We start from the raw sequence: 21,529 nt of genomic DNA, 5'->3' as shown, positions 1-21,529 counted from the left end.
CGCGCGGGCCCGGGCACGCGAGCGCGGCCGAGGGTGGTGTCGCTGGTCCCGTCCCTGACCGAGGCGGTCGCCGTGTCGGCGCCCGGCGTGCTCGTCGGGGCGACCGACTGGTGCACCCACCCCGCCGCACTCGACGTCGTACGTGTCGGCGGCACCAAGAACCCGGACGTCGAGCGGATCATTGCGCTCGCCCCGGACCTCGTGATCGCCAACGAGGAGGAGAACCGCGAGCCCGACCTGAGCCCGCTGCGGCAGGCGGGCATCGAGGTCCTCGTCACCGAGGTACGGGATCTGCCGGGCGCCTTCCGCGAACTGGAGCGCGTGAGCGGGGCGTGCGGCGTACGCGGGCGACCGCGCTGGCTGGACGAGGCCGAGGCGGCCTGGCTCGACCCGCCCCGCCCGCCGATCCGGCTGCGCGCGGCCGTGCCGGTCTGGCGGCGCCCCTGGATGGTCCTGGGCCGGGACACCTTCGCGGGCGACCTGCTGGCACGCCTCGGCGTCGACAACGCGTACGCGGACCACACCGAGCGCTATCCGCGGGTCACCGCCGACGCACTGCGCGCGGCCCGCCTCGACCTGCTCGTCCTGCCCGACGAGCCGTACCGCTTCACCCGGGACGACGGCCCCGAGGAGTTCCCCGGGGTGCCGTGCGCGCTCGTCGACGGACGGCATCTCACGTGGTACGGGCCGTCGTTGGCGCAGGCCCCACGGGTACTGGCCGAGGCGCTGCGAGCAGCCGTCCGCTGAGCAGGCCCCGGACGGTGTGCACGGCGGCCACGGCCCAGGCGGCCAGCAGCAGGGCGTACAGGGCGATTGCGAGGCCGTCGTGGACCACGAGCCCCGTATGCCGTCCGAGGCCTTCGGCGCCCGTGACACACGTGCCCACCGGGAAGGTGAACGCCCACCAGGTCATCGTGAAGCCCATGCCCCGGCGGTGGGCCCGCACGACCAGCGCGCCGGCCAGCGCGAGCCAGAACAGCGCGAAACCCAGCACGGGCACACCGTAGAGCACCGCCAGGACACCGAGACCCTGGTCGTACGGGGCCGGTACGACCCCCGGCGCGGCGACGGCGAACTTGTCCACGGCCGTCGTGGACTGCCCCAGCGGACCCAGGACCAGGAACAGGGCCGGGGTGAGGGCGAGCGGCGGCGGACCGCCCGTGAGGAGCCGGGCGAAGATCATCGGCAGCATCACCAGCGTGGCCAGCAGACTGAGGCCGAACATCGCGAAGCAGGCGAGCAGCAGGGTCGCGCGGGGCGCGCCCGCCGGCAGATGCGGTACGAGCAGCGGGCCGAGGGCCGCGGACACCATCGGGGCGACGAGGGGGAGCAGCCATACGGGGGTGACCTGGGAGGCGTCCAGCCGGTGACGCGTGATCATCAGGTACGGGACGGCCACGGCGGCCGCCAGCCCGGTCAGGGTGCCGGCGGTGAACAGGACGGCGTCCAGGGCGACCGCGGCCGGGGTGCCGATCCAGTCCCGGCCGACGACGAGGGCGCCGCCGCCGACGGCGAGCAGGGCCATCGAGAGGCACCCGTAGAACGGTGCCACGGCCGGGTCCATGAGGTGGGCCCTCGCCCGGTCCCCGTGGTGGATCCAGTGCGCGGCCCGCGCGGCGAGCAGGCCGATGAGCAAGACCAGGGAGAGCGCCCAGAACACCGTGCAGACGGTACGCAGTCCGGGGACGCCGAGTGGCAGGCCGGCGCCCGCCGTCGCGACGATCGCGGTGCCCATGACGGGGGCGTACCAGTTGGGTCCGAGGTGACGGACGGCGGTGGCGGCGGCGCGGGGGTGGGCGAGGCCGGGGAGATCGGTGGGATCGGCGAGCTCGGTGTGCCTTGTGGGCGTGGAAAGGCGGGGGACGGCGGTGACCATGGATCCACGGTGCCGCCCGGGCGGGGCGGTCACCAGGGAGTGCCGGCCTATGGGGGCATAAGGTAGGTTTATGAGTCGGAGCGACGGGACGGACGACCAGCCGGTTCGAGCGGCGGGAAGCGGGGGCGGGCTGTCGCACCGCGTGCCCGAGCTGGGCGCGCTGGAACTGCTGCTCGCCGTGGCGCGGCTCGGGAGCCTGGGCCGGGCGGCGCGGGAACTCGGCATCACCCAGCCCGCCGCCAGCAGCCGGATCCGGTCCATGGAACGGCAGTTGGGGGTCGCGCTGGTGGAGCGGTCACCCAGAGGGTCACGGCTGACCGACGCGGGGGCGCTGGTCACGGACTGGGCCCGGCGGGTGGTGGAGGCGGCGGAGGTGTTCGACGCGGGGGCGCAGGCGCTGCGGGACCGGCGGGACTCGCGGCTGCGGGTTGCCGCGAGCATGACGATCGCGGAGTACCTGTTGCCGGGGTGGCTGATCGCGTTGCGGGGGCAGCGGCCGGACACGGCGGTGTCGCTGCTCGCCGGGAACTCAACGGTGGTGGCCGAGCGGGTGCTCTCGGGGGAGGCCGACCTCGGGTTCGTGGAGGGGGTGTCCGTGGCGGGCGGGCTCGACTCGGTGGTCATCGCGCACGACCGGCTGATCGTCGTCACCGCGCCGGGACATGCGTGGGCGCGGCGGCGGCGCGCGCTCGACGCGGGGGAGTTGGCGGGAACGCCGCTGATCCTGCGGGAGGAGGGGTCGGGGACGCGGCAGGTGCTGGACGCGGCGCTCGGCGGGCTGGCCCGCCCGCTGATCGAACTGTCGTCGACGACGGCGGTGAAGGCGTCCGCGGCGTCGGGGGCGGGGCCAGCGGTCCTGAGCGAACTGGCCCTCGGCGAGGAGCTGTCCGCGCGGCGGCTGGTGGAGATTCCGGTGGAAGGGGTTCGGCTGAGCAGGGCCCTCCGGGCGGTGTGGCCGACGGGGCATCGGCCGGCGGGGCCTGCGCGGGATCTTTTGGCCCTGACGCGGTCCTGACGGGCCGCCTGCGGCCCGCTGCGCCGCGCCTGGGTGGGCCTGGGGTGGCTCCGGCCGGTTCGTGCCTGCGGGCCGGTGGGGGAGTGCGCAGTTCCCCGCGCCCCTGGGGGGTGGGTCCTTCGGGTCGGGGTGTCGGCTGCGGGCCGGTAGGGGTTGCCCGCGCAGTTCCCCGCGCCCCTAGGGGTAGGGGGTAAGGCTGGAATGTCGGCTGCGGGTCCGTTGTGGCTGGTCGCGCAGTTCCCCGCGCCCCTGGGTGAGTGGGGGTGGGGGTGGTTCGTAGGTTCGTCCCCCGCGACATGACGCACCTCGCCCCGTCAGGGGCGCGAGGAACGGCGCGGGCAACCCCCACCGGTCCGCGGTCGGCATCCGAGCCGGAGGGCCCACCCCTCTAGGGGCGCGGGGAACGGCGCGGGCAACCCCCACTGGTCCGCGGTCGGCATCCGAGCCGGAGGGCCCACCCCTCTAGGGGCGCGGGGAACGGCGCGGGCAACCCCCATCGGTCCGCGGTCGGCATCCGAGCCGGAGGGCCCCCATAGGGGCGCCCCCGGCGGCCCGCAGTCGAGACGTGGCGTTCGGTGGGGGCGGGGGTGGAGCCTCGGGTCAGGGGGGTGTGGGGGTGGATGCTTGTACCAGGGCCTTCATTGCGCGTAGGTCCGTACCCATCTCCGGGTGCCATTGGACGCCCAGGGCCCACCCGGGCCCAGGAAGCTCCACCGCCTCCACCGTCCCGTCCTCCGCGAACGCGCTCGCTACGAGGCCGGTTCCCAGGCGCCCCACCGCCTGGTGGTGGTACGTCGGTACGGACGACGACTCCGTGTCGAGCAGGTCCGCGCAGAGCGACCCCGGCACCGGCTTCACCGCATGCCGTCCGAACACCCCCACCGCCTCGACATGCCCGTCGATGTGCTGGACGAGCGTCCCGCCGAGCGCGACGTTCAGCAGCTGCATCCCCCGGCAGATGCCGAGCACCGGCGTCCCGGACGCCAGCGCCGCCTCGATCAGCGCGAGTTCCCAGCTGTCACGGGCCCGCGCCTCCGGCCCGCAGCGCGGGTCGCGCTCGGCCCCGTACCGCGCCGGGTCCACGTCGGGGCCGCCCGCGATCACCACGCCGTCGAGCCGGGCCACGGCCCCCGCGGCGTACGCCGGGTCGTCCGGCGGCAGCATCGCGGCCACTCCGCCCGCCGCCTGGACCAGCCGCGGATAGCCGGCCGGCAGCAGCGCGGCCTCCAGCTCCCACACCCCCCACCGCGCCGTCTCCAGATACGTACTGACCCCGATCAGTGGCCGGTCGGCCGTCCCCGTGCTCCCCACGTCCACCACTCCCGCCGAGAAATGTTTAAAGGTTACGCGTTCATACCTTTGCCGGTGAAGCGGCCGTGCGCCCGGCTATGTCAGGAAACCGCGCAGCAGCGCCGCCGTACCCGCGCAGTGCTCTCGCATCGCGCCGCGCGCCCCGTCCGCGTCCCCGGTCAGCACCGCCTCGACGAGCGCCGTGTGCTGACGCTGCGAATGCTCCAGGTTGCGTACCAGCAGGGGGATGCAGTCGAGGAGGTCGTTCACGGTCGAGCGGACGGCCGCGTACTGGGCGGTGAGGGTCGGCGACCCGGACAGTTCCGCGAGGGTGAGGTGGAGGAGGGTGTCGAGGCGCCGGTACTCGGCCAGCGGAGCGTCCTGCGTGCGGGCCAGTGCCTCGCGCAGCAGCCCGGCCCGCGCCCCGGACAGGCCGTGCGCCGCGCAGAGTTCCGCCGCGCCGACCTCCAGCACCTCACGGAAGCGCAGTACGTCCTCGATGTCGACCCCCTCCACGCGCCGGCGCAGCGCGGCCCCGCCCGTCGCCCCGGCCGCCTCGGCGCGCGCCCGCACGAACGTGCCCCCGTACCGGCCGCGCCGGGACTCGACGAGTCCCTGGTCCTGCAGCACCTTCAGGACCTCGCGGAGCGTCACCCGGCTGATCCTGAGCCGCTGCGCCAACTCCCGCTCGGCGGGCAGCCGTTCACCGCCGGGTACCAGACCCAGCCGGACGATCTGGAGGATCTGCTCCAGCGCCTCCTCGAAGCCGTTGCCCGCGCGCACCGGCCGCAGCACCGGCGCCAGCCGGTCGCCGTGGCCGTGACCGTGTGGATCAGAGTCCGGCATCCGGCCGCGCCCCCTTCCCAAGCAATGGTTCCCCGCAATACCTTAGGGCCATTGCCGATCGTCGACGGCCAGAGATGGCAGGGGATGGCCGGGGACGGTTCCTGGACGGTTCCTGGCCGAACCGAAGGAGGCCCTTCCCGTGGCAGACCGCACACCCCCGCTCACCGTCGAGGAACTGCACGCCCTCGTCGCGAGCGGCGAGATCGACACGGTCGTCCTGGCCTTCCCGGACATGCAGGGACGGCTCCAGGGCAAGCGGTTCGCCGCACGCTTCTTCCTCGACGACGTCCTGCGGCACGGCACGGAGGGCTGCAACTACCTCCTCGCGGTCGACGCCGACATGAACACGGTCGACGGCTACGAGATGTCGTCCTGGGAGCGTGGGTACGGGGACTTCGCCATGCATCCGGACCTGGCCACCCTCCGTCGGGTTCCCTGGAACGAGGGCACGGCCCTGCTCGTCGCCGACCTCGCCTGGAACGACGGCTCGCCCGTGGTGGCCGCGCCCCGGCAGATCCTGCGCCGCCAGCTGGAGCGGCTCGCCGAGCACGGCTTCACCGCCCAGGTGGGCACCGAGCTGGAGTTCATCGTCTTCAAGGACACCTACGAGCACGCCTGGGACGCCAACTACCGTGGCCTGACGCCCGCGAACCAGTACAACATCGACTATTCGGTGCTCGGCACCGGACGCATCGAACCTCTGCTGCGGCGTATCCGCAACGAGATGGCGGCGGCCGGGCTGACCGTCGAGTCCGCCAAGGGCGAGTGCAACCCCGGGCAGCACGAGATCGCGTTCAAGTACGACGAGGCCCTGGTCACCTGCGACCAGCACGCCGTCTACAAGACCGGGGCCAAGGAGATCGCCTCCCAGGAGGGCGTCTCGCTCACCTTCATGGCCAAGTACAACGAGCGCGAGGGCAACTCCTGCCACATCCACCTCTCGCTCGCCGACGCCGACGGCACCAACAAGATGGCGGGTGACGGCGAGGGCGGTATGTCGCAGGTGATGCGGTACTTCCTCGCAGGGCAGCTCGCTGCGCTGCGGGACTTCTCCCTCCTGTACGCGCCCAACATCAACTCGTACAAGAGGTTCCAGCCAGGCTCGTTCGCGCCGACCGCCGTCGCCTGGGGGTACGACAACCGCACCTGCGCGCTGCGCGTGGTCGGGCACGGCCGTTCGATGCGCTTCGAGAACCGGCTCCCCGGCGGCGACGTCAATCCGCATCTCGCCGTCGCGGGACTCGTCGCGGCCGGGCTGTACGGCATCGAGCACAAGCTGGAGCTCCCCGAGGCGTGCACGGGGAACGCGTACACCGCGGACTACGCGCACGTGCCCACCACCCTGCGCGAGGCCGCCGAGGTCTGGGAGAACAGCCCGATCGCCCGGGCCGCCTTCGGTGACGAGGTGGTCGCCCACTACCGCAACATGGCGCGCGTCGAACTGGACGCCTTCGACGCCGCGGTGACCGACTGGGAGCTGCGCCGCTCCTTCGAACGCATGTGAGAGGTCCTTCGTTGTCGCACACCCCCACCCGGCCCGCACAGCACGACGGGCACGAACTCGTCGTGCTCGACCCGGCCACCGAAGAAGTCGTCGCCACCGTCCCGGGCGCCGGCCCGGCGGACGTCGACGCGGCCGTCGTACGGGCCGGTGCGGCACAGGTCCGCTGGGCCGCCCTCGCACCGGGCGAGCGGGCCGGGCTGCTGCGCCGGTTCGCCGTCGTCGTCGACGAACACCTCGAAGAACTCGCCCGGCTGGAGGTCCGGGAGGCCGGGCACACCCTCGGCAACGCCCGCTGGGAGGCGGGCAACGTCCGCGACCTGCTCGACTACGCGGCCGGGGGAGTGGAACGGCTGACCGGGCGCCAGATCCCGGTGGCCGGCGGTCTCGACGTCACGATCCTCGAACCGCTGGGCGTGGTCGCCGTCATCGCGCCCTGGAACTTCCCCATGCCGATCGCGGCCTGGGGCACGGCCCCCGCGCTCGCCGCCGGGAACGCCGTCGTCCTCAAGCCGGCCGAGACGACCCCGCTGACGGCCCTGCGGCTGGCCGAACTCGCCCTGGAGGCAGGCCTTCCCGAGCATCTGTTCCAGGTCCTGCCGGGCGCGGGCCCCGTCACGGGTGACGCGCTCGTCGAGCACCCCGGTGTCGCGAAAATCGTCTTCACGGGATCGACGACCGTGGGCAAACAGGTGCTCGCCAAGGGGGCGGCCCTGCTCAAGCGCGTCACCCTCGAACTCGGCGGCAAGAGCCCCAACATCGTCTTCGCCGACGCCGACATCGAGGCCGCCGCGGCAGCCACCCCGATGTCCTTCCTCGACAACTCCGGCCAGGACTGCTGCGCCCGCACCCGCATCCTCGTCCAGCGTCCGGCGTACGACCGTTTCCTCGAACTCCTCGCCCCCGCGATCGAGTCCGTCGTCGTCGGCGACCCGTCCGACGAGAAGACCGCCATGGGCCCGCTGATCTCCCGGGCCCAGCTGGAACGCGTACGGTCGTACGTCACCGACGACCTGGCGGGTATCCGGGGCACCGCGCCCGACGGGCCCGGCTTCTGGTTCCCGCCCACCGTCCTGACCGGGGTCGAGCCCCACGCGCGCGTGGCCGTCGAAGAGGTCTTCGGGCCGGTCGCCGTGGTCCTCCCCTTCGAGGACGAGGCCGACGCGATCCGGCTCGCCAACGCCACCGACTACGGCCTCGCGGGCTCCATCTGGACCCGGGACGTGGGCCGCGCCCTGCGCGTGTCGAGCGCCGTCCGCGCCGGGAACCTGTCCGTCAACTCCCACTCCAGCGTCCGCTACTGGACCCCCTTCGGCGGCTTCAAACAGTCCGGCATCGGCCGCGAACTCGGCCCGGACGCCCTGACCGCCTTCACCGAGACCAAGAACGTCTTCATCAGCACGGAGGGCCCCGCACAGTGACCTCATCGACCCCGGCCGCCTCGACGGCCGCCTCGACGGCCTCATCGACCGACGCCGTCGTCTGCCGCCGCCTCGTCGGCCGTACCGCCGTCATCACGGGCGCGGGCAGCGGGATCGGCCTCGCCACCGCGCGCCGGCTCGCCTCCGAGGGCGCCCATGTCGTCTGCGGCGACGTCGACGAGACCCGGGGCCGGGCCGCCGCGGAGGAGATCGGCGGGATCTTCGTCAAGGTGGACGTCACCGACCCCGACCAGGTCGAAGAGCTCTTCCGGACCGCGAACGACACCTACGGGTCCGTCGACATCGCCTTCAACAACGCGGGCATCTCACCGCCCGACGACGACTCGATCCTGGAGACCGGGCTGGAGGCCTGGAAGCGCGTCCAGGAGGTCAACCTCACCTCCGTGTACCTGTGCTGCAAGGCCGCGATCCCCTACATGCGGCGCCAGGGCAAGGGGTCCATCATCAACACCGCGTCCTTCGTGGCCCGGATGGGCGCCGCGACCTCGCAGATCTCGTACACCGCGTCCAAGGGCGGCGTGCTGGCGATGACCCGTGAGCTGGGCGTGCAGTTCGCCCGCGAGGGCATCCGGGTCAACGCCCTGTGCCCCGGGCCGGTCAACACCCCCCTTCTCCAGGAGCTGTTCGCCAAGGACCCGGAGCGGGCCGCGCGACGGCTCGTGCACATCCCGCTCGGGCGGTTCGCGGAGGCGGACGAGATCGCCGCCGCGGTGGCCTTCCTCGCCAGCGACGACTCCTCGTTCGTCAACGCCACGGACTTCCTGGTGGACGGCGGGATCTCGGGCGCGTACGTCACACCGCTGTAGGGCCCGTCGGGACACCGCCCCAGGGCCTGTCGGGACACCACCGCAGGCCCGTCGGGCGGACGGCCCTGTGCCCGCGCCGGACACGTCCTAGAGTGCCGGGATGAGTATGACGACCCCGCCCGGCTGGTACCGGGACCCCTCCGCCCCGCACACGGAGCGCTGGTGGGACGGGACCGCCTGGACCGAGCACCGCCGAGCCCCCGGGACAGAGCAGCAGGGACACCAACAGCAGCAACTGCAGCAGTCGCACCCGCAGTCGTACGGTCCCGCCCCGACGGTGCCCATGCCGGCGGCCGACGGCTCCGGACGGGCGAAGGCGGTCGCCCTCACCACCGCGGCGGCCGTCCTGGTCGCGGCCATCGTCACGGGTGCCGTCGTCCTGAGCAAGGACGACGGCGACGGCGACCCCGGGGCGATAGCCGCGCCCACGACCTCCGTACCGGCGGACCCGCCGTCCTCGTCCTCTTCCTCGGAGGCCGCCCCGGAGCCGTCCGCCGATCCCGGCCGCGTCGTGGACGAGCTGAACGGCATCACCCTGCCCCTCCTCGACGGCTGGGCCAGGCCCGAGAACGTGTCCGACACCGATGTCGTGATGACCACACCAGGGACGTACGACTGTCCGGGCGACGACGGCCTCTGCCGCCACGGCACGGTCTTCTCGCGCACGGTGACCGCGAACGACGAGAAGTCCACCGCGGCGCTCGCCCGGGACGACATCTCCGACGCGGCCGATCTGGCGTACGACCGCAACAAGATCGACGAGCGGCCCTTCCACGGCATCACGTCCCACCGGCTGGTAGAGCAGGGCCAGGTCGCGGTCGCTGGGCGCACCGGGTACTTCGTGCGCTGGCGTGTCAGGACCGAGGCGGGGCCCGGCGGTTACGTCCAGTCGATGGCGTTCCCGTCCAGCGTCGGCTCGGAGTCGCTGGTCATGGTGCGGTACGTCTTCGACGCGGGCGCGGAGGGGCCGCCGCTCGCCGACATGGACCGGATCACCAAGGGGATCCGGCCCGTCGGCGACGCGGACACCGGCGGGGGCGTGGGCAGCAGCATCGGACCCACGCAGTAGCGCCCCGCCGGTGTCCCCGGCCCGGGTGGCGTCCCTCCGGGCCCGGACCACAGGAACGGGTGCCTCGGGGCCTAGAGGAACGTGTGACCCTCGCCGCGGTACGTCGGCACCGACGCCGTCACCCTGTCGCCCTCCACGAGATGCAGCACGTCGAACCGCTCGCACAGCTCCCCGGCCTTCGCGTGCCGGAACCACACCTTGTCGCCGATCAGCAGATCGTCGGCGGGCGAGCCGAGCAGGGGCGTCTGCACCTCGCCCGCGCCCTCCTGGGAGTCGTACTTCAACCCCTCGGGGAGGTACGGCACCGGCAGCCGGTCGGGGCCGGGGGCGCCCGACGCCGGGTAGCCGCCGCCGAGGACCGTCACCACGCCGACGCCCGGCCGGCGCACGACGGGCTGCGCGAAGAGCGCGGCCGGACGCCCGCTGAACGACGTGTAGTTGTCGAAGAGACGTGGGACGTACAGCCCCGATCCCGCCGCGATCTCCGTCACCGAGTCCTCGGCCGCGGTGTGCTGGACACTGCCCGTGCCACCGCCGTTGACGAACTCCAGGTCCGGCGCGACCGCCCGGACCGCCCGCACGACGTCCGCGCGGCGCTGCGCCAGCTCCTTGCGGGCCGTCGCCTGCATCAGCCGGATCGCACGCGACCGCAAAGGGCGCCCCCGCAGGGCGTCGCCCACCCCGGCGATGTGTCCCTCGTACGCCATGATCCCGACGAGCCGGAAACCGGGCCGGCGGGCGACCGTACGCGCCATGTCGGCGACCTGGGCGGCGGAGTACAGGGGCGAGCGGCGGGCGCCGACGCGGACCCGGCCGCCGAACATCTTCAGCGCGGTGTCCAACTCCAGGCAGACGCGCACCTCTTCGCGTCCGCCGTCCCTAGCGTCGTCGATCAGTTGCAACTGCGCAGGGTCGTCGATCATGACGGTCACGGCGGCGGCGAGTTTGGGATCACCGGTGAGTGTCGCGTACGCGGTCCGGTCGGCGGACGGGTAGGCGAGCAGTACGTCGTCGAAACCGGAGCGGGCCAGCCACAGCGACTCGTCGAGCGTGTAGGACATCAGTCCGGCGAAACCGTCGCGGGCGAGGACGCGTTCGAGCAGGGCCCGGCAGCGCACCGACTTGCTCGCGACGCGTACGGGTTTGCCCGCCGCCCGCCGGACGAGGTCGTCCGCGTTGGCGTCGAAGGCCTCCAGGTCCACGATCGCGACGGGGGCGTCGAGGTGGGCGGTGGCCCGGTCGTATCGGGCTCGGTCTGCGGCGCGGGCTGTCATGTGCGAAGCCTGCCAGACCGGATTACCGCAGGGTAGGGGGACGTTCCGGGCAGATGCCCCGGGCCTGCGGACTGGTTCCCACGGGCATGGCGTCAGCCCGTAGAGTGACGCGCACGCAAGCGGGGAACGGATCCGGAGGGGTTCCTTCGGTCAGTCTCGGTCGTCCGGGGTCGAGGAAACGGGGGGTGCATGAGCACGGAAGCGCGCCGCGCCTCCATTCCTCCGCGTCCGGCGACGCCGCCGGGGACGCCTGCGGGGACGCCTGCGGCGGACGGTGACCGCGACCCTTCGGAGTGGCCCGGAAACACGGACCGGCGACCGCCTGCACCCTCGCCTTCGCCTTCGCCTTCGCCTTCGACGTCGAAGGCGGCCTCGGCCTCGGATCGTGATGGCGGGGAGTCCACCGGGGGCGGCTGGTTCGGACCGCGCCGCCCTGTCGGGGCGCCGCCGCGACCGCGCACCTCCGAGGAAGCGGCGCCCACCGGAACAACGCGCTTCCCGAACCTCCGCCCCGGCGAGAGCGGACAGCGCCCCCTTCCTGAGACGGCCTCGCCCCCGCAGGCTTCGACCCGCTACCCGGACACTCCGCCGGCCCCTCCGGGGAACGCCGAGTGGGCGGGCGTCACGCCGCGCCCCGGCACCGGGGCGGACGCGGCCCGTGCCGCTGCCCCAGCGCGCCCCACGACGGAGCCGCGTGCCCCCATGGCAGGCGCCGAGTGGTCGAGCGCCGCACCGGGCGTCCCCTCGGCACAGCCCCCGTCGCGTTCCGCCGCGCGTCCGGCGGACGCAGGGGGTACGCAGTCGGGTCCGGGCACGACTCCCGGGCGGCCCCCGCGTTCCGACCAGCAGGATTTCCCGCTCCGCCCCGCGAACGAACCCGGCGCCCCGTCGACCACCCGACGCCCCGAGGTCCCACCACGTCCCACGAGCGCCCCGCACCCCACGCCGCCGAACGACCCGGAACGGCCGCCCCGCCCGGCGACGAAGCCCCGGACAAACACCGCCGACACCGCGCAACGCCCCGGCACCGACCGAACCGAGCCCCGTACGACCGAGCTCGGAGCGCCGGGCGCTGACTTCGCGCGACGGCCCGCCCCCGATCGGGCCGAGTCCCGTGCGGTGGGCGGCGACGCCGCGCAGTGGCTTGGCGGGGCCCCAGCTCGTCCTGCGACCGCGCCCGGAGCCGCCGACGGCAGCTCCGCGCAGCGGCCCGGCGCCGCTCGGGGCGAGTCCCGGGCGGCCGGTGGCGACACCGCGCCGCGGCCCGTCGCCGGAGCGGCTGGTGGCGACAGCACGCAGTGGTCCGGTGCGGCCCCGGCCCGTCCTCCGGGCGCGCCCGGAGGGGTCGGCGGCGGCTACGCGCAACGGCCCGGCGCCGATCGGGCCGAGCCCCGAACGGCCGGTGGCACCTCAGGGCAGCGACCCGACCGGAGCGAGTCCCGTGCGGCCGGTGATGACGTCGGTCAGGGGGCCGGTGGCGGGCCGTCGTTGCGGGCCTTCGCGCCGCCGCCGGTGCCCGGGGCCCATCAGGCCTTCGTGGGGCGGGGTGGGGCGGACGCGCAGCCTCCGTCGGAGACCACGACCCGGTTGCGGCCCGTTCCCGCCGAGCCTGCCCCGGCGCCGCCGCGTACGGCTCCGTCCGGCAGGGCGATGTCCGGGCCCGGTGAGCCGTTCATCGGGGAGTCCTTCACCGGGGAGCCCTTCGCGGGTGCGGTCCGGCACGCACCCGCGCCCCCCGCCGAGCCGCCGCTCAGGCCGTTCGTGTCCCTCGCGGACCCGGACACGTACGACGCCGACACCGCGCGGGTGCGTCCGACGGGCCCCCGCCGGCGCAGCAGCGTGGCCGCCGCCGCGGCCTGCGTGGTGCTGGGGCTCGGGCTCATCGGCGGTGCGCTGACCGGGAGTTGGCTCACCGGGGACAGCTCGGACGGAGCCGGGAAGCCGGACGCGTTCACCGCGGCCGGCGACCTCTGGCACAGCGTGCCCGTCGACGAACTCTTCCCGCCCACGGTCAAGGGCGACGGCGCGGGCCCCGGCGGCTCCGACCGCACCTGGACCCGTATCGCCGTCGCCCCCGACAGCGGCTGCGGCGACGCCTTCGACCCGCTCCTGCAGAAGGCCCTCGCGCCCGCCGGCTGCCTGCGCCTCCTGCGGGCCACGTACACGGACGCGACCCGCAGCCACGTCACCACGGTCGGCCTGCTGTTCACGAAGGCGGACTCCGCCGCCATGGCCGTACTGCACCGCCGCTTCGAGGAGCAGAAGCTCGACAGCCGGGGCGACCTCATGCCCCGTACGTACGCGGCGAAGGGCACCGTCGCCGAGGGCTTCGGTGACGGCCAGCGCGCGTCGTGGGCCCTGTCGGTCCTGACCGACGCCCCGGTCGTCACCTACGCGGTCTCCGGCTTCGCCGACGGCCGTCCCGTCGGCGAGCCGCAGCCCGCCGCGGACGCGATGAAGGCCGGCGCCACCACCGCGCCCGCCCAGGCGGGCCTCGGCCACGACGCGCAGGGCCTCGCCGACCGCGTCGAGCGCAGCCTCCGCAAGACCGTCGACTCGGCCACGGAGAAGCCGTCATGAGCCCCCGGACCCCGCGCGGAGCCCGCGGAGCGCCGCCCCGCGCGAGGGGCCTGCTGGTCGTCACGCTGGCCGCGGGCCTCGCCCTCCTGCCCTCCACCGCCGCCCACGCCGACGGCATCCGCGCCAAGCAGTGGGCGCTGGAGGCGATGCACACGACCGAGGCGTGGCAGACGACGAAGGGCGCGGGCATCACCGTCGCCGTCCTCGACACGGGTGTCGACGACGAACACCCCGACCTCGCGGGCAACGTCCTCGACGGCAAGGACATGGTCGGTTTCGGCGCCGGCCGCGGAGACCGCCCCTGGGCCCGGCACGGCACGGCGATGGCCGGCATCATCGCGGGCCACGGACACGGCTCGGGCAGCGACGAGGGAGTCATGGGCATCGCCCCCGAGGCGAAGATCCTCCCGGTCCGCGTGATCCTCGAAGACGGCGACTCGGCCCGCGGCAAGGCCCGCAACACCCGCGGCAACGCCCTCGCCGAAGGCATCCGCTGGGCCGCGGACCACGGCGCCGACGTCATCAACCTCTCCCTCGGCGACGACTCCAAGTCCGCCCACCCGGAGCCCGCCGAGGACGCCGCCGTGCAGTACGCCCTGAAGAAGGGCGCCGCCGTCATCGCCTCGGCCGGCAACGGCGGCGAGAAGGGCGACCACATCTCGTACCCGGCGGCCTACCCGGGTGTGATCGCCGCGACCGCCGTCGACCGCTACGGGACCCGCGCCTCGTTCTCCACCCGCCGCTGGTACGCCACGGTCAGCGCCCCCGGCGTCGACGTGGTGATAGCCGATCCGGACCGCAAGTACTACGAGGGCTGGGGCACCAGCGCCGCCTCGGCCTTCGTCTCCGGGGCCGTCGCCCTGGTCAAGGCCGCGCACCCCGGGCTGTCCCCGGCGCAGATCAAGGACCTCCTTGAGGACACGGCCCGCAACGCACCCTCCGGCGGCCGTGACGACTCCCTGGGATACGGCTTCGTGGACCCGGCGGCCGCCATCAAGGCGGCGGCCGGTCTGAAGCCGGAGAACCTGAGGGCGGCGGCCAACTCCGACCAGTACTTCGGCAAGGGCCCCGACACCGCCGAGGACGACGGACCCTCGACCGCCTGGGCAGGCCCCCTGGCGGGCAGCGTCGGCGGCGTCCTCCTCGTCATGGCGACCATCCTCTGGCGAGGCAGCAGACGGCCCCGCCACCCCGACACCCCGTAAGCCGCCACTCCGACATCCCGTAAGCCTCAGCGACCTGCGGCGAGCCTCAGTTCTCGGAGGGCTCCGTCAGGGCGCGCACTGCGGCCTTCGCCGCCGCCTCCACCATCGAGATCCCCTCGGCCTTCGTGGAGTTGCCGTCCGACAGCACCGCGACGAGGTACTCGCGGCCGTCCGCCTCCACCCGCCCGACGCTGTTGATGTCCCACAGTCCGGTCGCGGTCCGCGGCAGCCACCCGTTCTTCAGGGCGAACCCGGCCGGCCCCGCGGCCGACACCCCCCAGTCCTGCCCCGCGGCGATGTCACCCATCAGCCCCCGCAGATACGACCGGGAGCCCGCGTCCAGCTCCGAGTCGGCCGTATCCCCGAACACCTGCCCCAGCAGGGTGAGTTGATCGGCGGCCGTGGTCTGCGTCAGTCCCCACAGCGCTCCGTCGCCGCCCTCGGTGTCGTCGAGGCCGAGACGCGCGTTGGCCGCCGCCAGCCCCCGCGCCTGACCGATCGCCTTCCACAGCGCGGTGGCGGACGCGTTGTCGCTGTCGCGGATCATCGCGGAGGCGTACGTCCTCTCCTGCGCGGTGAGCTCCCGCCCCGCGTCCTGCGCCTGCAGCAGCAGCGCGGCCAGGATGTCGGCCTTCACGATGCTCGCGGTGTCGAAGGCCGCGTCCCCGTACACCGCGCTCAGCCCGGACTCCGTGTCCAGCACCGCCACCGACAGCCGCGCACCGGCCTCCACAGGGACGGACTCCATCGCCTCGGCGAGCAGCGCGTCCCCGGACACGGAGGCGGGCTCCGCCGACGTGGGTGCCGTCACAGGTTCCACGGTCGCCTCCTTGGTGGCTGTCGTCCGGGACGCCGAGGAGGATACGAGTTCACCGGCGTCGTGCGCCCGCGCCGTCACGTACACCGTCCCCGAGGCCGTGGCGCCGAGCAGGACGAGGGAGGCGATCGCCGCGTGCCCGAGCGGCCTGGCGCGGGACGGGCGGTCACCGTGCCGGCGTGCTCTGTGAGGGAACATGCCGCGAGCCTGGGGCGTGCCACTGTGCGCCCGGTTAGACGCGTGTGAGAAGCGTGTCAGGGATCGCTGAGAAACCCCTGAGTCCGGTGAACAGCCTGTTTCCGGGACGGACAGGCGCGGGCAGGGACGGGCAAAGCGCGCGGTCGGCCGGCGGATCAAGCGGTCGGCCCGGCGGATCAGCTGGGCGGGCGCCACCGATAGGCTCGGCTCCCGTGGCGAACAAGAACATCCCCGACCCCGGTTTCTCCGACGACGACGGCTCCGCCGACCCCCGGCTGAGCGCGGCGCTCGCGGCCTGGGCCGAGGACAGGTCCGCGCACGGCCCCGTCCTGGCGGCCCTCAAGGACGCGCGGCTCCTCGTACCGGTCGTCGCCGTGCTCGGCGAGGTCGAGGAGGACGAGAACGGTCTGCGCCGCGAGAAGACCAGCGACATGGCCGTCCCCACCCTGAAGGCCGGCGACCGCACCGCGCTGCCCGCCTTCACCTCCACGGAGTCGCTGGCCCGCTGGGACCCGGCGGCCCGCCCCGTCGCCGTACCCCTGCGCCAGGCCCTCCAGGCCGCCGCGCACGAGAAGGCCGACACGGTCGTCCTGGACCTGGCGGGACCGGTCGCGTACGAGCTGACAGGACCGGCGCTGCTGGCGCTCGCCGAGGGGCGTACGACGACGGACCCGCTGGCCGACCCCGCCGTGGTCGCCGCGGTACGCGCCGCGGTCGCCGCCGAGCCCCTGGTGCTGCGCGCCCACCTCGGCCCCGGGCGGGCCGACGGCACCCTGGCCCTCGTGCTGGACCCGGCCGCCGACCCGGCCGGCGCCGCGCAGGCCGTCGCCCGGCGGCTCGCGGCCGACGAGACACTGAGGGCCCGCCTGGTGCGCGGCCTCGACCTGGCACTCCTGCCGGCCGAGGCGACGCCACCGGGCGAGCCCCTGTACGTACGCCAGTAGATACGCCCCGTGCGAGGAGGCGGTCGGTATCAGCCGTAGACCGGACCCGTGTACTTCTCGCCCGGGCCCTGGCCCGGCTCGTCCGGGACCAGCGACGCCTCGCGGAACGCCAGCTGCAGCGACTTCAGGCCGTCGCGCAGCGGCGAGGCGTGGAAGGAGCTGATCTCGGTCGCGCTCGCGTCGAGCAGCCCGGCCAGGGCGTGGACCAGCTTGCGGGCCTCGTCGAGGTCCTTGTACTTGTCGCCCTCCTCGGACAGGCCGAGCTTCACGGCGGCGGCGCTCATCAGGTTCACGGCGACCGTGACCAGGACCTCGACCGCGGGGACCTCGGCGATGTCGCGGGTCATGTCGTCGAAACCGGGGGACTCAGGAGGGGTGTCACTCATGCCCCACACGATAGGCCCCGGCCCGCCGGGCCCCGCCCGCGGGAGACGCGTACACCCCGCGCGCGCGAGAGCCGGAACCGGTGCGCGCACACCGATTCGCACCACCCGGGGGGAACTGCTAACCTTGTGTAACGACCGGCCGGACACTCCTGTGCCCGGCCCACAAGTGGAGGCTCCGAACTCCCACCCGACCATCCTCCGGGAAGGCGGGTCACCCGGTCAGGCGGCCCCCATCGTTCCGTACGGACGATGGAGCCGCTGGATATGCGCCCCGCGGTTGACCGCGGCGGTGCTCCGGTCATCCTTGGAGCCACCGCCTGTGTCCCGTCCGGGGCATTTTTCATGTCCCATGGCGGTTGGTTCAGTGAGAAGACGTACGCGAGCTGTCTGCCAGACAGCCGTGTGGTGCTATCCGAGGAGGATCCATCAGCGCCGAGCCCCGCATCAACGACCGGATTCGCGTTCCCGAGGTACGACTTGTCGGTCCCAGCGGTGAGCAGGTCGGGATTGTTCCGCTTGCCAAGGCCCTGGAGCTTGCGCAGGAGTACGACCTCGACCTGGTCGAGGTGGCCGCGACCGCGCGTCCGCCGGTCTGCAAGCTCATGGACTACGGCAAGTTCAAGTACGAGTCGGCCATGAAGGCCCGTGAGGCGCGCAAGAACCAGGCGCACACGGTCATCAAGGAGATGAAGCTCCGGCCGAAGATCGACCCGCACGACTATGACACCAAGAAGGGTCACGTCGTCCGGTTCCTCAAGCAGGGCGACAAGGTCAAGATCACGATCATGTTCCGTGGTCGCGAGCAGTCCAGGCCGGAACTCGGCTACCGACTGCTGCAGCGGCTCGCCTCGGACGTCGAGGACCTCGGGTTCGTCGAGTCGAACCCGAAGCAGGACGGCCGAAACATGATCATGGTTCTCGGCCCGCACAAGAAGAAGACAGAGGCGATGGCCGAAGCCCGCGAGGCCCAGGCGGCCCGCAAGGCGGAGGCGAAGGCCAACCCGGGCAAGTCGCAGAACCACGCGGGTGACGACATCTCCGACGAGGAGGTCGCCGCGACCGAGGCCGCAGAGGCCCCGGCCGAGGCTCCCGCCGAAGCCTGATCCCGGGGTGCGAGTCCCAGGGGTTTCCGGACGCGAGTCCGGGGACGTCAACCGATACATATGACGTTCCGTTGTGCCCGGTCTGACGACCGGGCACAGGAACGCCACCGACGAGGAGAGAACGGCGCCATGCCGAAGAACAAGTCGCACAGCGGTGCCAGCAAGCGCTTCAAGATCACCGGCTCCGGCAAGGTGCTCCGCGAGCGTGCCGGCAAGCGCCACCTGCTTGAGCACAAGTCGTCGCGCGTGACGCGCCGCCTCACCGGCAACGCCGAGATGGCCCCGGGCGACGCCAAGAAGATCAAGAAGCTTCTCGGCAAGTGACGTCCGGCGCTTCGGCGCCGCACGTCAGGACCGGGACCCAGTCGATTTCGGACCGTGTGACGACCACCACGGTCCCGCTACAAGGAGTTAACAAGTGGCACGCGTCAAGCGGGCAGTCAACGCCCACAAGAAGCGCCGGGCGATCCTCGAAGCCGCCAGCGGCTACCGCGGTCAGCGTTCGCGTCTGTACCGCAAGGCCAAGGAGCAGGTCACCCACTCCCTGGTCTACAACTACAACGACCGCAAGAAGCGCAAGGGCGACTTCCGCCGGCTGTGGATCCAGCGCATCAACGCTGCGGCCCGCCAGAACGGCATGACGTACAACCGCCTCATCCAGGGTCTGAACGCCGCCAACATCGAGGTGGACCGCAAGATCCTCGCGGAGCTGGCCGTCAACGACGCGGGCGCGTTCGCCGCGCTCGTCGAGGTCGCGCAGAAGGCTTTGCCGTCGGACGTCAACGCGCCCAAGGCTGCGTGACGCTGGCGCTGGCCTCGGCCGGAACCTGTGTGTGGGCTCGCTCGCCTCACGGCTGCGGGCCCACATTTGTTTTGTTCTCATGTGGTTTCTTCTCGCTGCGCGTGGAGTCGGCCGGATCGGCACCGCCGGAATCCGCCGTCGTGGCAGAGCACCGCCGCGGCGGAAACAACAGAGGGCGCTCCGCCGCTGCCCGTGAACCGAAGGTGAAGCCATGCCCACCGGCCCCGAGCTGATCTCCCCCCGCTCGCAGCGCGTCTCCGCCGCCCGGCGGCTCGCCAGGCGCAGCTTCCGGGGCAAGGAGCGGCTGTTCCTCGCCGAGGGCCCCCAGGCCGTACGGGAGGCCGCCGCCCACCGCGTCGGCGGCGAACCCGCGCTCGTCGAACTGTTCGCCACGGTCGACGCCGCCGAGCGGTACGCCGACATCGTGGGGGAGGCCCGGGACGCCGGAGCCCGGCTGCACCTCGCCGACGACGACGTGATCGCGGACATCTCGACGACCGTCACCCCGCAGGGACTCGTCGGCATCTGCCGCTTCCTGGACACCCCCTTCGAAGAGATCGTCGCGGCCCGGCCCAAGCTGGTCGCCGTCCTGGCGCACGTCCGGGACCCCGGCAACGCGGGCACCGTGCTGCGCTGCGCCGACGCGGCCGGCGCCGACGCCGTCGTCCTCACCGACGCCTCCGTCGACCTCTACAACCCCAAGTCCGTACGGGCGTCGGTCGGCTCGCTGTTCCACCTGCCCGTCGCGGTCGGCGTCCCCGTGGAGCAGGCCGTGCAAGGGCTCAGGGACGCCGGCGTACGCATCCTGGCCGCCGACGGCGCGGGCGAGGACGACCTCGACGACGAACTCGACAAGGGCACCATGGGCGGGCCGACCGCCTGGGTCTTCGGCAACGAGGCGTGGGGGCTCCCGGCGGAGACGCGTGCGCTGGCGGACGCCGTCGTGCGCGTACCGATCCACGGCAAGGCCGAAAGCCTGAACCTCGCGACGGCCGCCGCCGTATGTCTCTACGCGTCGGCTCGCGCGCAGCGTGCCCGCCGTGCTCGTTCCTGAGGGGGTCCGTCCGGTCACTCCCAGCTAGTAGGGTGACGGGCCCGGGGACCCGCCCCCCAAGCTCTCGGCTGCGCTTGAGCAGGGAGGTTGGCCCCGGATGCCGGACGAGAGGTGGGGTACGGGGATGAGTGTCGGCACGAGCGGTGCGCAGAGCGCGCTGCGGGCACACGAGGTGCGGAGCGCGCCCGCGCCCCGGCACGCCGATCCCGCGAGCATCCAAGAGCTCGGCATCGACCCCGACGACCTCCCCGACGGCCTCGTGATCGCCGACGAACGCGGCCGGGTGATCTGCTTCAACGCCGCCGCCGCCCGGATCACCGCCACCCCGGCCGCCGAGGCACTCGGCCACCATCTGGAGCGGGCCCTGCCCCTGGAGGACCTCGAAGGCCGCCGCTGGTGGCAGCTGACGGACCCGTACGGCGGACTCGCGATCCGGGTCGGGCAGCCCGAGCGCAACCTCCTGCTTCCCGGCGGCCGCGAGGTCCTGGTCACGGCGCGGTACGTACGGGTGCGGCCCACCGGACCGGTCCGCCGGGTCGTCGTCTCGCTCCGCGACACCGAGGGCCGCCGCCGCACCGAGCGCAGCCACGCCGAGCTGATCGCCACGGTCGCCCACGAACTGCGCTCGCCGCTCACCTCCGTCAAGGGCTTCACCGCCACACTGCTCGCCAAGTGGGAGCGCTTCACCGACGACCAGAAGAAGCTGATGCTGGAGACGGTCGACGCGGACGCCAACCGGGTCACCCGCCTCATCGCCGAACTCCTCGACATCTCCCGCATCGACTCCGGGCGCCTTGAGGTACGGCGGCAGCCGGTGGACATAGGCGCCGCCGTCGGCCGCCACATCCAGGCGTACGTGGCCTCAGGACAGTCCGCCGACCGCTTCCTGCTGCGCATCGGCCAGCCGCTGCCCGACCTGTGGGCCGACCCCGACAAGGTCGACCAGGTCCTCAGCAATCTGCTGGAAAATGCGGTGCGGCACGGCGAGGGAACCGTCACCATCGACGTGGAGCCCGCGCCGTCGCCCCGCGAAGGGGAGGACGTCTGCACGTCGGTCACGGTGAGCGACGAGGGCCCCGGAATCCCGGAGGAGTCCATGAACCGCGTCTTCACCCGCTTCTGGCGGGGCAGCAAGCGCGGCGGCACCGGCCTCGGGCTGTACATCGTCAAGGGCATCGTCGAAGCCCACGGCGGCACCATCACCGTCGGCCGCGCCCCCGAGGGCGGCGCACAGTTCCGATTTACGCTGCCCGTGGGCACCCCGGCGTATCTGCAGTAACGCCGAAGCGGCCCCCACGGGCGCATTCGCACACCCGGCCCG

Annotated in this window: 20 protein-coding genes and 1 pseudogene; 14 read left to right on the top strand and 7 right to left on the bottom strand. The window is 73.2% G+C overall.

Annotation, left to right across the window (positions count from 1 at the left end; genetic code table 11):
• Window positions 1-36 precede the first annotated feature (36 nt).
• Entirely contained in the window at window positions 37-747 is a 711-nt protein-coding gene (locus C6Y14_RS29230) for a helical backbone metal receptor (RefSeq protein WP_318658069.1), read from the top strand.
• On the opposite strand, the gene C6Y14_RS29225 is transcribed toward C6Y14_RS29230, so the two are convergent.
• Window positions 674-1,876: a TDT family transporter gene (locus tag C6Y14_RS29225; RefSeq protein ID WP_107019831.1), complete on the bottom strand. Its 1,203-nt coding sequence runs from the start codon at window positions 1,874-1,876 to the stop codon at window positions 674-676. The genes C6Y14_RS29230 and C6Y14_RS29225 overlap by 74 nt on opposite strands.
• A gap of 70 nt (window positions 1,877-1,946) precedes the next feature.
• Here C6Y14_RS29225 and C6Y14_RS29220 point away from each other — a divergent pair, with 70 nt between their 5' ends.
• The gene (locus tag C6Y14_RS29220; protein WP_107019830.1) at window positions 1,947-2,891 is read left to right on the top strand and encodes a LysR family transcriptional regulator; all 945 of its coding nucleotides are present in this window, start codon (window positions 1,947-1,949) and stop codon (window positions 2,889-2,891) included.
• Between the two features lie 600 nt (window positions 2,892-3,491).
• On the opposite strand, the gene C6Y14_RS29215 is transcribed toward C6Y14_RS29220, so the two are convergent.
• The gene (locus tag C6Y14_RS29215; protein ID WP_107019889.1) at window positions 3,492-4,202 is read right to left on the bottom strand and encodes a gamma-glutamyl-gamma-aminobutyrate hydrolase family protein; all 711 of its coding nucleotides are present in this window, start codon (window positions 4,200-4,202) and stop codon (window positions 3,492-3,494) included.
• Between the two features lie 75 nt (window positions 4,203-4,277).
• The gene (locus C6Y14_RS29210; RefSeq protein WP_107019829.1) at window positions 4,278-5,027 is read right to left on the bottom strand and encodes a FadR/GntR family transcriptional regulator; all 750 of its coding nucleotides are present in this window, start codon (window positions 5,025-5,027) and stop codon (window positions 4,278-4,280) included.
• Window positions 5,028-5,166: 139 nt separating this feature from the next.
• On the opposite strand from C6Y14_RS29210, the gene C6Y14_RS29205 reads away from it, so the two are divergent.
• From C6Y14_RS29205 to C6Y14_RS29190, 4 genes are all read left to right on the top strand, one after another.
• Window positions 5,167-6,531: a glutamine synthetase family protein gene (locus tag C6Y14_RS29205; RefSeq protein WP_107019828.1), complete on the top strand. Its 1,365-nt coding sequence runs from the start codon at window positions 5,167-5,169 to the stop codon at window positions 6,529-6,531.
• Window positions 6,532-6,542: 11 nt separating this feature from the next.
• The gene (locus tag C6Y14_RS29200; RefSeq protein ID WP_107019827.1) at window positions 6,543-7,949 is read left to right on the top strand and encodes an aldehyde dehydrogenase family protein; all 1,407 of its coding nucleotides are present in this window, start codon (window positions 6,543-6,545) and stop codon (window positions 7,947-7,949) included.
• Window positions 7,946-8,776 (top strand): 3-oxoacyl-ACP reductase, encoded by an 831-nt coding sequence (locus tag C6Y14_RS29195; RefSeq protein WP_107019826.1) that lies wholly within the window; start codon window positions 7,946-7,948, stop codon window positions 8,774-8,776. The genes C6Y14_RS29200 and C6Y14_RS29195 overlap by 4 nt, the downstream gene beginning before the upstream one ends.
• Window positions 8,777-8,876: 100 nt before the next feature.
• Window positions 8,877-9,845 (top strand): DUF2510 domain-containing protein, encoded by a 969-nt coding sequence (locus tag C6Y14_RS29190; RefSeq protein ID WP_404828844.1) that lies wholly within the window; start codon window positions 8,877-8,879, stop codon window positions 9,843-9,845.
• A 71-nt stretch (window positions 9,846-9,916) separates the two neighbouring features.
• Here the strand turns inward: C6Y14_RS29190 and C6Y14_RS29185 are convergent, their stop codons facing one another.
• Window positions 9,917-11,119 carry an amino acid deaminase/aldolase gene (locus C6Y14_RS29185; protein WP_107019824.1) on the bottom strand — a complete coding sequence of 401 codons (1,203 nt, stop codon included), beginning with the start codon at window positions 11,117-11,119 and terminating at the stop codon, window positions 9,917-9,919.
• Window positions 11,120-12,645: 1,526 nt separating this feature from the next.
• Window positions 12,646-12,795 (bottom strand): hypothetical protein, encoded by a 150-nt coding sequence (locus C6Y14_RS44230; RefSeq protein ID WP_159074332.1) that lies wholly within the window; start codon window positions 12,793-12,795, stop codon window positions 12,646-12,648.
• On the opposite strand from C6Y14_RS44230, the gene C6Y14_RS29180 reads away from it, so the two are divergent.
• Both C6Y14_RS29180 and mycP read left to right on the top strand, forming a co-directional pair.
• Window positions 12,770-13,699: a hypothetical protein gene (locus tag C6Y14_RS29180; protein ID WP_225891340.1), complete on the top strand. Its 930-nt coding sequence runs from the start codon at window positions 12,770-12,772 to the stop codon at window positions 13,697-13,699. The two genes, C6Y14_RS44230 and C6Y14_RS29180, sit on opposite strands and share 26 nt — an antisense overlap.
• Window positions 13,696-14,904, top strand: a complete 1,209-nt coding sequence (gene mycP / locus C6Y14_RS29175; protein WP_107019823.1) for a type VII secretion-associated serine protease mycosin — start codon at window positions 13,696-13,698, stop codon at window positions 14,902-14,904. Before C6Y14_RS29180 ends, mycP begins: the two co-directional genes overlap by 4 nt.
• Window positions 14,905-14,950: 46 nt before the next feature.
• Here the strand turns inward: mycP and C6Y14_RS29170 are convergent, their stop codons facing one another.
• Entirely contained in the window at window positions 14,951-15,919 is a 969-nt protein-coding gene (locus C6Y14_RS29170; RefSeq protein WP_107019822.1) for a serine hydrolase, read from the bottom strand.
• A 212-nt stretch (window positions 15,920-16,131) separates the two neighbouring features.
• Between C6Y14_RS29170 and C6Y14_RS29165 the strand changes: the two genes are divergently transcribed.
• Window positions 16,132-16,863, top strand: a complete 732-nt coding sequence (locus C6Y14_RS29165) for an SseB family protein (protein WP_107019821.1) — start codon at window positions 16,132-16,134, stop codon at window positions 16,861-16,863.
• Window positions 16,864-16,892: 29 nt separating this feature from the next.
• Here the strand turns inward: C6Y14_RS29165 and C6Y14_RS29160 are convergent, their stop codons facing one another.
• A complete protein-coding gene (locus C6Y14_RS29160) occupies window positions 16,893-17,249 on the bottom strand; it encodes a DUF1844 domain-containing protein (protein ID WP_107019820.1) in 357 nt (118 codons plus the stop codon).
• Between the two features lie 400 nt (window positions 17,250-17,649).
• On the opposite strand from C6Y14_RS29160, the pseudogene infC reads away from it, so the two are divergent.
• The 5 genes and pseudogenes from infC to C6Y14_RS29130 all read left to right on the top strand — a co-directional run bounded on the left by infC (window position 17,650) and on the right by C6Y14_RS29130 (window position 21,487).
• Window positions 17,650-18,352, top strand: a pseudogene (gene infC / locus C6Y14_RS29150) (translation initiation factor IF-3).
• A 129-nt stretch (window positions 18,353-18,481) separates the two neighbouring features.
• A complete protein-coding gene (gene rpmI / locus C6Y14_RS29145; protein WP_019065473.1) occupies window positions 18,482-18,676 on the top strand; it encodes a 50S ribosomal protein L35 in 195 nt (64 codons plus the stop codon).
• A gap of 94 nt (window positions 18,677-18,770) precedes the next feature.
• Entirely contained in the window at window positions 18,771-19,154 is a 384-nt protein-coding gene (gene rplT, locus C6Y14_RS29140) for a 50S ribosomal protein L20 (protein WP_107019818.1), read from the top strand.
• A 211-nt stretch (window positions 19,155-19,365) separates the two neighbouring features.
• The gene (locus C6Y14_RS29135; protein WP_107019817.1) at window positions 19,366-20,208 is read left to right on the top strand and encodes a TrmH family RNA methyltransferase; all 843 of its coding nucleotides are present in this window, start codon (window positions 19,366-19,368) and stop codon (window positions 20,206-20,208) included.
• 124 nt (window positions 20,209-20,332) lie between these two features.
• The gene (locus C6Y14_RS29130; protein ID WP_107019887.1) at window positions 20,333-21,487 is read left to right on the top strand and encodes a sensor histidine kinase; all 1,155 of its coding nucleotides are present in this window, start codon (window positions 20,333-20,335) and stop codon (window positions 21,485-21,487) included.
• The last annotated feature ends 42 nt before the right edge of the window (window positions 21,488-21,529 follow it).

This window comes from Streptomyces dioscori (assembly GCF_003024195.1).
Lineage (GTDB): Bacteria > Actinomycetota > Actinomycetes > Streptomycetales > Streptomycetaceae > Streptomyces > Streptomyces dioscori.
This window is presented reverse-complemented; position numbering and strand designations above follow the sequence as displayed.